This is a genomic window from Paenibacillus sp. 2KB_22, assembly GCF_052115745.1.
Taxonomy (GTDB): domain Bacteria; phylum Bacillota; class Bacilli; order Paenibacillales; family Paenibacillaceae; genus Paenibacillus.
Window position 1 is genome coordinate 614338 of sequence record NZ_JBFRHG010000002.1, and the last position, 13911, is coordinate 628248.

The window sequence follows — 13911 nt, forward strand, 5'->3', positions numbered from 1 at the left end:
TGTTAATATTCTCTCCGAAGAAAGAATGAATTTGAATTAACAAAATCATATGTGATAATGATTATCATTGTCAAATTAAATTTTTGGTTATCTTTGTTTTTCAGTGTATGGCGCACATTGAATTTCAACACAGCTAAACATCCTTCACCCTTTTATGATCAGATATAATATCTTCCTCCAATGATCCCGCCCCCCAACTGGCGTACAAGCCCTTTTTTGTTGTACAATAGTATCCAAATGACTTTTGAAGGATGGATAAATCATTATGTACGTAGCTAAGAATTGGAAGGACTATGAAGTAATCGATACAGGAGGCGGCGAGAAACTGGAGCGTTGGGGAGATGTGATTTTACGCAGACCCGATCCACAGATTATTTGGCCCCTTGAGCAAGAAACCAATGAATGGCGTCAGGTGCATGGTCACTATCATCGCAGCTCTTCTGGTGGCGGTAACTGGGATATGAAAAAGCCCATTCCCGAGCGCTGGACGATCGGATACGAAAACCTGAAATTCCACATTAAACCTACCAGCTTCAAGCACACTGGTCTGTTCCCTGAACAAGCCGCCAACTGGAGCTGGATGATGGATAAAATCTCCAATGCAGGACGCCCGATTTCTGTCTTGAACCTGTTTGCCTATACAGGCGGAGCAACGGTAGCCGCAGCTTACGCAGGCGCTTCTGTCGTGCATGTGGATGCAGCTAAAGGCATGGTTCAATGGGCCAAGGAAAATGTTCAATTATCCGGACTGGCTGATCGCCCTGTTCGTTTTATTACAGATGATGTATTCAAATTCGTACAACGGGAGCAACGGCGTGGAAATCGTTATGACGCCATTATCATGGACCCTCCTTCTTATGGCCGCGGTCCGAATGGCGAGACATGGAAACTGGAAGAGAACCTTTATCCATTCTTGAAGTCATGTATGACGATCTTGTCGGATAATCCATTATTCATGCTGGTTAACTCCTACACCACGGGCATTTCCTCCACGGTTCTGCGCAACATGTTGACCATGACGATGTCTGCTCAGTACGGTGGTGACATTACCGCAGGTGAAATTGGTCTGCCGATCACACGCAGTGGTCTTGATCTGCCTTGTGGTATTCTGGGCCGTTGGGAGTCCTAATCATGTCAGAACATCGGCATGATCACGATGCAATTCCGATTCTGTTTGAAGACAACCATCTGTTAGGTATTACGAAGCCGGTCAATGTACCTACCCAGGAAGATGCATCAGGTGATCCGGATTTGCTCACATTGCTGAAGCAAGATCTGAAAGAACGATATAATAAACCTGGCAATGTCTATCTCGGGTTAGTACACCGACTTGATCGTCCTGTTGGAGGGGCAATGATCTTTGCTAAGACATCCAAAGCAGCTTCGAGATTGTCCGAGACAGTGCGGGGACGTCATTTCCGTAAAATATATGCGGCTGTTGTACATGGCAAGTTGCCTGCACAGCAGGGAACGTTAAAACACACGCTTCTGAAAGATGCACGCACAAATACCGTTACGGTTGTACCTAAGGGTACAGCTGGCGGTAAGGATGCCGTTCTGGATTACTGTGTTATAGGGGAGACAGATTGTTACAGCCTCGTCCATATTGAACTGCACACCGGCAGATCTCATCAGATTCGAGTGCAAATGAAAGAAGTCGGCTGCCCTCTGTACGGGGATCAGAAGTACGGTGCAAGCGTGAATAAACCCGGGCAACAAATTGCTCTATGGTCTGTGATTGCAGCCTTTCCCCATCCAGTTACCAAAGAAGAAGTTATTCTACAATCTTTGCCTGCAAGAGAATTTCCCTGGGCAGAATGGCCTGCTGCGGTGTACCAAAAAGCTTTTGAACAACCTCTATAAGTGCACAGGATCAGGTTAGATCTGTCCATATCACGTGTCGTTCAGATTCTGTATCTGAACGACACGTTTTTTCATATTTTCAGCTATATGCCTAAGATACAGAGAGGAGACATTTTGATGACCCCGTTTACCAAACAAGTCATTGCGATCATCGCGGCGATTCCCGAAGGTAAAGTGATGACGTACGGTCAGATTGCAGCCCATGCTGGTAGTCCGAGAGCCGCGAGACAAGTCGTACGAATCCTGCACTCTATGAGCCGCAAGGAACGTCTGCCCTGGCACCGCGTCGTCAACGCAAAAGGCGAAATCTCCATCCCGGATGAACACTCGCGTATGATGCAGGAAACAGAACTGATTAGCGAAGGTGTGGAGTTTCAGCTGAACGGAACCATTAATCTCAACCTGTTCGGACATGAGCCCGAACCTGTATTTCTCATCGATCCAACGATCCAGCCCGAATAAGATTACTCTCCCCCTATTTCACACACCAAAAAAGAGAACTCAGGCAGTTAGGGGTACCCCTCTTCAACTGCTAGAGTTCTCTTTTTTGATTTTTATCTGGTATTCGTTATGCTGTAGCCGTCGCTTTTTCCTGTTCTACAGCAACAGGTTCAACAGCCGGTTTCGTTTTACGAATAAAGAACGCCATAATTAAAGCAACCACGGTCATTCCGGTAGCCACGATGAAGGCATAGTTAACACCATAAATCGTTGCATCTGCTGTAGCAGCTATCATCGCTGTCTTATCAGTAGGATCAACCTGACCCGCAGCCACTGCATCCGCCAGATGTGTTTTGAGCTTGCTGCTCATGATGGTAACGAGAATGGCTGTACCGATCGCTCCTGCAACAGTACGCAATGTGTTGGACATCGCTGTACCATGCGCGTTCAGACGTTGAGGCAGTTGATTCAGACCTGCTGTCTGGATCGGCATCATCAGCATCGACATACCGAACATACGAGCCGTGTAGATAAACATCATGTAGCCGTAAGTCGTATCGATGGCCAGGCGACTCAGTCCAAACGTTGTGATCGCCGTAATGGCAAGACCTGCAACTGAAAGCCAGCGAGCGCCTACCTTATCAAATATGCGACCCGTGATCGGAGACATGATCCCCATCAATATCGCACCCGGCATCATCAGAAGTCCTGATTCAATCGGCGAGAAACCACGAATGTTTTGCAGGAAAATAGGAAGCAGGATCATACCTGCAAACATCGCCATCGTCACAAGCATATTAATAATTGTCGTTAATGAATACATATTGTACTTGAAAATACGGAACTCAAGGAGCGGATGATCTGTTGTCAGTTGACGAATAACGAAAAGAATCAGGGATATCGCACCTACGACGAGGCATCCAATGACAATTGCACTGCCCCATCCATCGGTACCCGCATCACTAAATCCGTAAAGCAAACTACCAAAACCAAGTGTAGATAAAATAACACCTGGATAATCCAGTTTAGGTCTGGATTGACGTGTTACGTTTTTGACAAAAGCAATACCAATTGCCGTTGCAATAATAGAGAATGGCAAGATGATGTAGAACAACAATCTCCAGGAATAATGCTCAACTACATAACCTGAAAGTGTAGGCCCAATCGCAGGAGCCAGAATCATCGCGATCCCCATGGTTCCCATGGCTTGACCGCGTTTCTCAATTGGGAAGATGGTCAGGAATACAACGGTCATCAGAGGCATCAGGATACCTGCACCCGCAGCCTGAATGACACGACCTACCATTAGAATGGTAAAGGTTGGACTAAGACCACAGACTAACGTCCCTATGGTAAAGAGAGTCATGGCTGTAATGAAAATTTGACGAGTTGAAAATTTCGCAATCAGATATGCCGTAACCGGAATCAGTACACCGTTGACGAGCATGTAACCCGTGGTTAACCATTGGGCTTTGTTTGCATTGATCGCGAGGTCTTCCATGATTTTAGGAAGAGCTACGTTCATCAGGGTTTGGTTCAGGAATGCCACGAAGGCACCAATTAACAATGCCGCTACAATCGGGCCTTTCTTGATGTTGTCCATCGCGGAGGATGGTGCTGCAGCAGTAGTCGTGCTCATATGTTGTTCATCTCTCTTCCTTGTAACTTTTCAATCATTTGACTATGAATTCTAAGTAGGTGCTCAAGATCTTCCTTCGATATATCCAGAATGGGCGACACTCTTTCCATCCACAAATGGTGCGTTTCCCGTTGGACCTTTTCCCCTTTATCCGTAATCTGAAGCTTAACGGATCGGCGGTCAGCATCTGAACGTGTCCGAACGATATACTCGCCCTTTACGAGCCGCTCCACAACAGCACTCATGGAACTGCTGCCCATATGGCATAGCTCAGCCACTTCGTTGATGCCGATGGAAGGACGCTCTCTCAGGATGGATAACACCATAAACTGAATCGAAGTCAACTCGATCTCCTTGTTTTCATTCCAGAATGCTCGAAAGAGCATTTGATTCACTTGGCGGAACGAATTGATAATATAGAATACTTCATACGTATCAGTCATTGATTCACCCTTTTACTTATGGAATATAATATTTCGTACACGAAATATCAGGGGAACAATTATTTATTATAACAAAAATATTTACATAGTCAACTCTTTACATATGAAATCACAAAAATAATATTAGGACATACTAACTGTGTTATTTCCTTGCCTTTCATCAACTAACCTGGACACAATGTGTATCATATGTAATTTGTAAATAAAATAACCATAGGGCTCCTGCACGAAACGAGCAGGTACTCCTATGGTTATTCAGAAGAATCAGCATTGTATTATACCGAAGTAGATAATGCAGGCTCTTTGGTTTTGGGTGTTGTCATTTTGCCTAACAGATATACCAGCAATTGTTGATTGTGCATCGATATGTTACTGAGAACAGAGTTCATGAATTCATTGCGGATGGTAATCCCCCGCTCTGTTTCCATTCTTCCTTTATCGGAAAGAGAAACCCAGACAATGCGTCGATCCTGATTATCCCGATTCCTGCGAATCAGATCATTCTTTTCCATCCGATCGAGCAGCATGGTTACGGCAGCTGGCGTAGTCGCCAGATAAGGAATCAGATCCGAAGGTTTCATCTTCTGATGATCCTCAAGCACCTCCAGAACAGCTAACTGAGCCTCCGTCAATGAGGGTGCCAGCTCTTGATCCATATGCAGTTTATAATCTTTGGTTAGTCTGGACCAGCACTTGGCAAAATCGGAATTATACATCTTGCATCGCTCCTCTCTGCAACCGGTTATCACTTCACCTGCTTAAGTTTTCGCCCTCCAAAGCCGCATTCCTGCTGCCTTTTTTCATTTTCCTAGCGATCGACCGTAATCGACGAAGGTTGTTAAACTTCGCATGGATGTGCTCTTCTAATCCGCCTTCGAACAACAAAAAAAGACTCTTCGCATGACAGGATTAGCTGCGCTGCGAAAAGTCTTGTTTGCTTGTTTTTATGAAGTTGATGCTGGTTGATTCTCATTGAAGTCCCTCAGAAGTTCAACGATCTCGTCCTGTTTGTCCACAGGAACAAGCAGTTTGCCAATATGTTTGCGTTCAGTAATCGGAACACCTTCCGAAGAGATCGGATGCACGTGGCCTTCCTTGGTCATGACAGTGATGTTACGTTGTTCTTTGCAATAAAAAGCGCCGACAATACGACTGCCATTTGGTTTCACGCGTTTGCCTTCCTTGAACTCGAATGTGGCAAGCCCCTTGCCTCCACGACTCTGCACAGCATAATCCAGGAGTAATGAACGTTTACCATATCCCAAATCGGACAACACGGCAACTTCACCTTCATCTCCTGCAACCCATAGGGCGGATACAACTTCATCTGTATCTCTCAACTGAATACCACGAACACCACCGGATACACGTCCCATTGGATTGACCTCATCCTCACGGAAACGAATCGCCATGGCTTCTTTTGTAATCAACATTATATCTTGGTCACCCGTACTCAGATGTACAGATAACACTTCATCGTCCTTGCCCACTTTACAAGCTGCAACTGCTCCGGAACGTTTGGTAACGTAATCCTTCAGTTCCGTCCGTTTCACCTGTCCTCTTCGTGTGACGAAGACCAGACTGTGATTCGGCTCTTCAAAGGATTTCACAGCAAGCACACTTGCTATACGGTCGTCTTTCGCAAGAGGAATAACGTTCACAATGGCTGTGCCTGGGTCTTTCCACTTGAACTCAGGTACCTGATGAACAGGTAACAGGAAATACTGACCTTTCCTCGTAAAGACAAGCAGATTCTCAAGCGTATTTACTTCCAGAACCTGAGCGATATAATCGCCGTCTTTTACACCACTTCCGCTCCGTTCACCACCAGAACGTGTAAAGGACTGCATGCCTGTACGTTTCACGTATCCTTCTTTGGATAACGTAACAAATACATCTTCCGCATTCACAAGTACCTCGAGATTAACCTTGAGTTCTTCCACTTCACCCTGGATCGCAGAACGACGGTCTATGCCGTATTTCTCACGAATCTCCATCAATTCCTTGCGGATGACTCCGATGAGCTTGCGGTCACTATCCAGAATGGATCGTAATTGCGCAATCTTTTTCATCAGTTCACCGAGTTCCTTCTCCAGAGAATTAATCTCCAGATTAGTCAGACGGTACAATTGCAAAGTAAGGATGGAATCCGCTTGACGTTCCGTGAATCCAAACATCCACATCAGGTTATTTTGAGCATCCTGCCGATTCTTGGACGCTTTGATCGCTGCAATGACCTCGTCAAGGATGTTAAGAGCTTTAACCAAGCCCTCCAGCACATGTGCACGGTCTTCCGCTTTCTCCAGCTCAAACCGGGTACGGAATGTAACAACTTCCCGCTGATGGGCAATGTAAGCCTCTAGAATTGATTTCAATCCCATTTGCTGTGGTGCTTTATTCACAATTGCAACCATATTGAAGTTGTAAGTGACCTGAAGGTCGGTTTTCTTCAGCAAATAAGCCAAAATACCTTGTGCGTCAGCTTCTTTTTTCAGCTCAACTACGATCCGTAGCCCTTCACGTCCGCTCTCATCACGCACTTCGGCAATACCTTCTACCTTTTTCTCAAGTCTAATGTTCTCCATCGCCGTAACCAGACGCGACTTCACGACTTGATAAGGAATTTCGGTAATGACGATTTGCTGTTTGCCACCGCGCATATTTTCAATTTCGGTTTTGGATCGGATATAGATCCGTCCTTTACCTGTGCGATAAGCATCCAGAATGCCGTCACCGCCCATAATCAATCCGCCGGTTGGAAAGTCAGGGCCCTTCATGAACATCATGATCTCGTCCAGCTCAATTGACGGCTTCTCCATCACAGCGATGGAAGCATCAATGACCTCACGCAAATTGTGTGGAGGAATCTCCGTTGCAAACCCTGAGGAGATACCGCTGACACCATTAACCAGCAAGTTCGGATAACGGGATGGCAATACAACCGGTTCTTTGGCTGTATTATCAAAATTATCCTTAAACAGAACCGTCCGTTTCTCGATATCGCGAAGCATCTCCATCGCGATGGGCGACAAACGGGCCTCCGTATACCGCATCGCCGCTGCCGGGTCATCATCCTGTGATCCCCAGTTACCATGACCGTCCACGAGCATATGGCCCATTTTCCATGGCTGAGCCATCCGCACCATACCCTCATAGATGGAGGAGTCACCATGTGGATGATAATTACCCATTACGTCCCCAACGGTTTTGGCAGACTTGCGGTAAGTCTTGTCAGGCGTATTACCTGAATCGTACATGGCGTACAGAATACGCCGTTGTACTGGCTTCAATCCATCCCGGACGTCCGGAATGGCTCGATCTTGAATAATATATTTGGAGTAGCGACCGAAACGGTCCCCTACGACCTCTTCGAGAAAGGCCGGCATAAATTGTTCTGATGGACTCATTCCAAGCACCTTCTATTCTTCGTACTCTGTAAAGTCGACGTTCTCTACAATCCAGCGTTTCCGCGGATCAACCTTATCACCCATGAGCGTAGATACACGACGTTCTGCTTTTGCTGCATCAACAATCTGTACCTTCAGCATCGCACGAGTTTCCGGATTCATTGTTGTCTCCCACAGTTGATCCGGATTCATCTCACCAAGACCTTTATAACGTTGAAGCTCAACATTATTACCGAATTCCTTCATATAATTCGCCAGTTCTTCATCCGTCCATGCATATCGAACACTCGCGAGCTTACCAGACTTACGAGTAAGTTTGTACAATGGCGGCTGAGCAATATATACTTTGCCTGCATCAATTAAAGGCTTCATATAACGATAAAAGAAGGTCAATAACAGCACCTGAATATGTGCGCCGTCCGTATCCGCATCGGTCATAATGATAATTTTGGAATAATTGCTGTCTTCAACTGCAAATTCGGTTCCTATGCCCGCTCCGATCGCTGCGGTAATGGCGCGGTACTCTTCATTTTTGAGAATGTCCGCCAGCTTTGATTTTTCCGGATTGAGCGGTTTTCCCTTGAGGGGCAGAATAGCCTGAATCTTCGAGTCACGTCCTTGTTTGGCAGAACCACCTGCGGAATCACCTTCGACAATAAACAACTCATTTCGGGTAAAATCCTTGGATTGCGCCGGCGTCAACTTGCCGTTCAGGTTGGAACTTTCACTGCGTTTCTTGCCTGTACGCATATCATCACGTGCTTTGCGAGCTGCTTCTCTGGCTCTGGAGGCTTGCACCGCTTTGCGAATTAACGTTTGCGCTACCTGCGGGTTTTCTTCCAGGAACCGCTGAATATTCTCGGACACGACCGAATCCACAGCACTCCGCGCGGTTGCGCTCCCAAGCTGATCCTTCGTCTGACCTACGAACTCAACCTCCGACATTTTGACACTGATGACGGCCATCATGCCTTCACGCAGATCATTACCTTCGAGGTTTTTATCTTTTTCCTTAATCATGCTGGTTCGCCGTGCGTAATCATTCATTACACGGGTATACGCAGCCCTGAATCCGGTCTCATGAGTACCGCCACCCCGAGTAGGGATCGAGTTCACGAACGACGCCAGTGTCTCCGTATAACCCGCGTTATACTGGATTGCCACTTCGACTTCAATGTCATCCTTCTCCGCATAGAAGTGAATAACATCATGCAACACATCTTTATTTTCGTTAAGAAAAGCAACAAACTGGCTTGCTCCGCCTTCATACATGTATTCATCCTGATTGCCCGAACGTTCGTCCTTGAGCACAATTTTCAGACCAGAATTCAGAAAAGCAATCTCCTGAAGGCGTTCTGCCAATGTATCATAATTAAATTGAATGCCATTCTGGAACACCCGAATATCCGGTTTGAATGTCACTTTCGTACCTGTCCGATTGGTATTGCCCAACACTTCGAGACCGGAGACCGGTTCACCGACATGTTCAATCCCTTTTTTGTCCTTCCAATACTCGAATCGCTGACGATGAATCTTGCCATCACGGAAAATCTCGACTTCAAGCCACTCGGACAATGCGTTTGTAACTGACGCACCTACACCGTGCAAACCGCCTGATTTTTTGTATCCTGATCCACCGAACTTTCCGCCTGCGTGCAAAATCGTAAACACGACCTGGGGAGTAGGAATCCCTGTTTTATGTATACCTGTCGGAATTCCCCTTCCGTTATCCTGAACCGTAATAGAACCGTCCTTATGCAGCGTGATATCGATTTTGGAGCAGAATTTGGCGAGATGTTCGTCGACAGCGTTGTCGACAATTTCCCATACCAAATGATGTAAACCCGAAGTGCTGGTGCTGCCGATGTACATCCCCGGCCGTTTCCGTACCGCTACCAACCCTTCAAGTACTTGAATGTCGTCCGCGTCGTAGCCTGAAGACCCCTGTCCTCCGCCTGTCGAACCTGCCGACATATCGATTTGCTCGACCATTCATGCTCCCCCTTCTTAACTTGCAACTAAAAAAATGCCTAAAATGCAAACAGATGTTTTCTTATCCTTGTCCATTTTAATTCAAGATATCCCGTTTCGTAAAGACAAGGAATGACACAATGAGTGAAGCAACGCCCCAAACACTAAGCACAATAAGAGAAAAACCTAAATTCATACCCTCGATTGGCGGTAATCCGCCTGACAAATAATCAGGAAGTTCGAGGTTAACCATGAACAGATATTTGGCTGTCTGCCAGGATGCAGCCATACTGGTCAAGATTGTTCCTGCAATCAGAGCGGCCATCATGATAACGATACTTGCAGCTGTACTTCGCACAAGTACGGATACCATAAATGCAAGCATAGCCACAATTACGCTCACAAACCAGATCAGTCCTGCCTGCATAAGCATATACAACCACTGGTCTACAGCATGCACTGCCGACATATCGACATCTGTTCCCACAACTTTGAATCCTGTGAAGATTGGCATGTTGAAGCCTTTGTAGCCAAAGACCGCACCCGATATGACATAACATATAATGTAGGCTGATACCACGATGATTGAAACAAACATAATCAGCGTAATTAATTTGCTCAGAAGCACTTTCCAGCGTCTAACCGGACGCGTTAAAAGCATTTTAATCGTACCTGTCGTACGTTCACCTGAAACAAGATCTGAAGCAATGGCCATGATTAACAGTGGAATAAACAATCCAACTGCATTGTTCATGAACTCCCGTGTAAAGGTAACACCTCCCGGTTCTTTGGGATTGATGTCATTTTCGAGATAATACTGCATCTGCTGGATATACACTGTTCTATATTTCTTGTACTCTTCAGGTACACGATCGCTACCGAGCGAGTTTTGATTGTCTGTGATGGCCTGTTGCAATTCAAGCCGCCAATCGCCGCCAAACTTGTCGCGATTATTCTCCGCAGATTTCATCTGGGCATACGTAAACATCGGTACCAGGATCGCAAGTACAATAAATATAATATAAAGCCGTTTTTTCTTCACCATCTTAATCGTTTCATTCCGGATCAGCGGCATGATATTACTCAATGGATTCACCTTCTGTCATTTTTAAGAATAGTTGTTCAAGCGTAGGCTGAATCCGCTGTACCCCTTCAACTTGTACACCAGCTTGAACCATCTGTTGTACCATATCAGGAATTCGATCTTCATGCATCTCGGCAACCACAGCGTTGGGACCAAGACCCGCAACAATGGTATCATCCATTACATCTGCAGGTCGACTTACCAGAGCAATCCCTGCATCCAGTAACATCTTTTTGCCTTGCTCCAGTGGGGAAACATGCCATATCGCCAACTTGGAATGATCTTCAATCAGTTCGCTTACGCCTCCAACGGCAAGCACACGTCCCGCACTGATAATCGCTACTCTGTCACAGAGAAGCTGGATCTCACTTAACAAGTGACTGCTGACAAATACAGCCATCCCTTCACTCGCAAGTTGTTTAATAAAGACACGAAGTTCCTTAATTCCTTTTGGATCAAGGCCATTCGTCGGTTCATCCAGAATGAGCAGACGAGGCCGCCCAAGTAACGCTTGTGCAATACCGAGCCGCTGACGCATACCAAGTGAGTATGTTCTGACTTTATCGTGAATACGCTGATCCAATCGTACAATATCCACAACTTCCTGGATACGATCATTATCCACTCCTGGTTGCATGCGGGCAAAATGTTCCAGGTTCTCCCATCCGGTCAGATAGGTATATACCTCGGGATTTTCAACAATGGAGCCTACATACTTCAAAGCGCGCTCAGGGTCCCGATTCACATCATAACCACAGACTTTAATTTTCCCTTCTGTCGGTTTGATCAGATCCACCAGCATCCGTATCGTTGTTGTTTTCCCAGCACCGTTGGGACCGAGAAATCCGAAGATCTCACCAGGTTTTACGTCAAATGTAACGTCTTTAATGATCCACTTGCGCCCGATCCGCTTCTTCAGATGCTGTACAGACAGGACGGAATCATACTGCTGCTCTGCCATTTAATTTCCGCTCCCTTCTGCCGGTGTATCCGTCTGGAATTCCTGTGCAATCCGAACTGCAATTTGCTCATAACCTTGTCCGTTTGGATGAAAATGATCTGACGAGAGATACTCCCCCAGATGATTTTCAAATAAATCGAATGTAGGGACAAGTGTCATCTTATCCTCATTGTTCAAAATAGCCAGTGCAGCATCGTTCCAAGCAGCAACAACTGCATTACCTGGCTTCTCCAATTCCTTCACATCACCAAATGGATTGTACAACCCTATGTACGCAATCTGTGCATCGGGATTGATTTCTTTTACTTTCTTCAATATCTCTTGAAGGCGTTTGGACGTTTCCGGTAAAGCTGCTGCCAGCTGCTCTGCTGTTGGCGGATCTTCCCCCTGTAGAACTTGCCCTCCCTGGAACAGATCATTCGCGCCGATCGAGAGCAAAATAAAATTGGACTGCTGTAGGACATAACGTACGCCTTGCTCATCGAGTTTTTCCAATAAAGCATCCGTTCTCAAACCGTTCACACCCAGATTGTTAAGAACCTGAACGTCATATCCTTTATCTTTAAGCAGGTTCCCTGCACGTCTCACAAAACCGAGTCCCTCATCATCCCCCGTACCTCTTGCCAGGGAATCGCCAATGACGGCCATCCGAATCTTGCCATCTTCCACTACAGCGGGTTCTCCTTCCTTATCCTTGGATGGAGCAGTTGCCTCCTGGCCTGTAGTTAACGCTGAATCTCCCTCGGGGAAAATCACGTCTTTTATAGCGTATCCAAATCCAAATAACAACAACAAGGTTGCCAAGATGGATACTGTACTGACGGTTCTCCAGATCCATGGTGCTGAATCAAGGCTTTTTTTCTTTTTCATCATCACATCTCCGCTCATGTACACCAATCCGGGTGCTTAATAATTTATAATGACTTTACATCAAGGCGTGTCTAAAAATCCGCTTCCTTCGGAGTTTTCAGACACGCCCTGATGATGCTATTCCTAAATAACATAAATGTTCTGTCGTTAATTTGCAAATTTTGCCGCTACATTCGCAGAATTCATTTTCTATATGTCATTTAACGGAAAAAAGGTTATGCCATACACAGATTTCAACTGTGCTGGCATAACCTTGTGGAAAAGAAAGTTCATACTTTCTTCATTATAATTGCTTATTTACCGATAAACTCTTGAGCCCAGTATCCGTTGTAGAACCCTACACCGATATGGGTAAAGTTTTTGCTCAGGATATTGGCACGGTGTCCTGCACTATTCATCCAGGCTGTTACAACTTCCTGAGGTGTTTTTTGTCCTTTGGCAATGTTCTCACCTGCATAGCTGTAAGTTACTCCGAACTGTTTCATCATATCAAACGGAGAACCATACGTAGGTGACTGGTGATCAAAATAGTTATTGTTGCTCATATCTTTTACTTTGGCTACAGCTACTTTGTCCAGAAGAGCATCTGAAGTCAGAGCGTTCAGACCTGCTTTCGCACGCTCAGCGTTCACAAGTTTTACAACTTGAGTAGCAAAGTCAGATTGTGTGCTCTCGCTACCATTATTACTTGTATTGTTACCGGTATTACCTGTGTTACCTGTGTTTGAAGAATCTTTAGCCGGTGTCGTTGCCGGTTTTTCTTCTTGTGTTGGTTGTGCTGGTTTAGTCGGTTGCTCAGGCTTAGTTGTCGGCTTAGTTGTCGGCTTAGTTGTCGGCTGAGTTGGCTTTGTAGTCGGCTCAGCAGGTTTGGTCGTTTGATCAGGCTGCGTAGCAGGCTTCTCTACGATTTGCCCCTCGGATACAGTATATCCGTTTTGTTTGAGCCATTTCTCCAGATATGCTTTTAGGCTGTCTGTACTAGTAATTTTGTAAGTGGTGACAGTCTTATATGTTGAATCTGCAGCAGACGCGGAAGCAGGAAGCATTACACCTACGGCCAGTACGGCTGTCAGACTACTCGTTACGACAGTTTTCATCCATTTCTTTTTCAAATTCATTCATCTCCTTAAGATTAGTTATTACAACTTTGTAATTAATACTCTAGCAGTATATCAATTCAACAGGAGATTGTGAACCTATAAAATATGGAAAAGTAACTTTTTTGTCATTTT

Annotated in this window: 12 protein-coding genes; 3 read left to right on the plus strand and 9 right to left on the minus strand. The window is 45.6% G+C overall.

All coding sequences use genetic code 11. From position 1 onward, the window contains the following. Positions 1-265 precede the first annotated feature (265 nt). From AB4111_RS13665 to AB4111_RS13675, 3 genes are all read left to right on the plus strand, one after another. Positions 266-1129, plus strand: coding sequence for a class I SAM-dependent methyltransferase (locus AB4111_RS13665; protein ID WP_017687801.1), 864 nt, complete (start codon positions 266-268; stop codon positions 1127-1129). 2 nt (positions 1130-1131) lie between these two features. Beyond that, positions 1132-1863 carry an RluA family pseudouridine synthase gene (locus tag AB4111_RS13670; RefSeq protein ID WP_442032050.1) on the plus strand — a complete coding sequence of 244 codons (732 nt, stop codon included), beginning with the start codon at positions 1132-1134 and terminating at the stop codon, positions 1861-1863. A 117-nt stretch (positions 1864-1980) separates the two neighbouring features. Next, positions 1981-2325, plus strand: coding sequence for an MGMT family protein (locus tag AB4111_RS13675; RefSeq protein WP_442032051.1), 345 nt, complete (start codon positions 1981-1983; stop codon positions 2323-2325). Positions 2326-2431: 106 nt separating this feature from the next. On the opposite strand, the gene AB4111_RS13680 is transcribed toward AB4111_RS13675, so the two are convergent. From AB4111_RS13680 to AB4111_RS13720, 9 genes are all read right to left on the minus strand, one after another. After that, the gene (locus AB4111_RS13680; RefSeq protein WP_442032052.1) at positions 2432-3943 is read right to left on the minus strand and encodes a DHA2 family efflux MFS transporter permease subunit; all 1512 of its coding nucleotides are present in this window, start codon (positions 3941-3943) and stop codon (positions 2432-2434) included. Then, positions 3940-4386, minus strand: coding sequence for a MarR family winged helix-turn-helix transcriptional regulator (locus AB4111_RS13685; RefSeq protein WP_253438339.1), 447 nt, complete (start codon positions 4384-4386; stop codon positions 3940-3942). Before AB4111_RS13685 ends, AB4111_RS13680 begins: the two co-directional genes overlap by 4 nt. A 275-nt stretch (positions 4387-4661) precedes the next feature. After that, entirely contained in the window at positions 4662-5102 is a 441-nt protein-coding gene (locus tag AB4111_RS13690; RefSeq protein ID WP_253438342.1) for a MarR family winged helix-turn-helix transcriptional regulator, read from the minus strand. A 228-nt stretch (positions 5103-5330) separates the two neighbouring features. Next, positions 5331-7793: a DNA gyrase subunit A gene (gene gyrA / locus AB4111_RS13695; RefSeq protein ID WP_253438344.1), complete on the minus strand. Its 2463-nt coding sequence runs from the start codon at positions 7791-7793 to the stop codon at positions 5331-5333. 12 nt (positions 7794-7805) lie between these two features. Continuing rightward, positions 7806-9785 carry a DNA topoisomerase IV subunit B gene (gene parE, locus AB4111_RS13700; protein ID WP_253438346.1) on the minus strand — a complete coding sequence of 660 codons (1980 nt, stop codon included), beginning with the start codon at positions 9783-9785 and terminating at the stop codon, positions 7806-7808. A gap of 76 nt (positions 9786-9861) precedes the next feature. Continuing rightward, on the minus strand, positions 9862-10851 hold the full coding sequence (locus AB4111_RS13705) for an ABC transporter permease (protein WP_253438348.1): 990 nt from the start codon (positions 10849-10851) through the stop codon (positions 9862-9864). Further along, on the minus strand, positions 10844-11809 hold the full coding sequence (locus AB4111_RS13710; RefSeq protein WP_442032053.1) for an ABC transporter ATP-binding protein: 966 nt from the start codon (positions 11807-11809) through the stop codon (positions 10844-10846). Before AB4111_RS13710 ends, AB4111_RS13705 begins: the two co-directional genes overlap by 8 nt. After that, positions 11810-12679, minus strand: a complete 870-nt coding sequence (locus AB4111_RS13715; RefSeq protein ID WP_442032767.1) for a GDSL-type esterase/lipase family protein — start codon at positions 12677-12679, stop codon at positions 11810-11812. Between the two features lie 293 nt (positions 12680-12972). Beyond that, positions 12973-13791 carry a CAP domain-containing protein gene (locus AB4111_RS13720; RefSeq protein WP_442032054.1) on the minus strand — a complete coding sequence of 273 codons (819 nt, stop codon included), beginning with the start codon at positions 13789-13791 and terminating at the stop codon, positions 12973-12975. Positions 13792-13911: the final 120 nt, after the last annotated feature.

What these genes read in the sequence shown, in the direction of transcription:
- AB4111_RS13665 (WP_017687801.1), top strand. Translation starts at nt 266, where the DNA reads ATGTACGTAGCTAAGAATTGGAAGGACTATGAAGTAATCGATACAGGA.
- AB4111_RS13670 (WP_442032050.1), top strand. Translation starts at nt 1,132, where the DNA reads ATGTCAGAACATCGGCATGATCACGATGCAATTCCGATTCTGTTTGAA.
- AB4111_RS13675 (WP_442032051.1), top strand. Translation starts at nt 1,981, where the DNA reads ATGACCCCGTTTACCAAACAAGTCATTGCGATCATCGCGGCGATTCCC.
- AB4111_RS13680 (WP_442032052.1), bottom strand. Translation starts at nt 3,943, where the DNA reads ATGAGCACGACTACTGCTGCAGCACCATCCTCCGCGATGGACAACATC.
- AB4111_RS13685 (WP_253438339.1), bottom strand. Translation starts at nt 4,386, where the DNA reads ATGACTGATACGTATGAAGTATTCTATATTATCAATTCGTTCCGCCAA.
- AB4111_RS13690 (WP_253438342.1), bottom strand. Translation starts at nt 5,102, where the DNA reads ATGTATAATTCCGATTTTGCCAAGTGCTGGTCCAGACTAACCAAAGAT.
- gyrA (WP_253438344.1), bottom strand. Translation starts at nt 7,793, where the DNA reads ATGAGTCCATCAGAACAATTTATGCCGGCCTTTCTCGAAGAGGTCGTA.
- parE (WP_253438346.1), bottom strand. Translation starts at nt 9,785, where the DNA reads ATGGTCGAGCAAATCGATATGTCGGCAGGTTCGACAGGCGGAGGACAG.
- AB4111_RS13710 (WP_442032053.1), bottom strand. Translation starts at nt 11,809, where the DNA reads ATGGCAGAGCAGCAGTATGATTCCGTCCTGTCTGTACAGCATCTGAAG.
- AB4111_RS13715 (WP_442032767.1), bottom strand. Translation starts at nt 12,679, where the DNA reads ATGAAAAAGAAAAAAAGCCTTGATTCAGCACCATGGATCTGGAGAACC.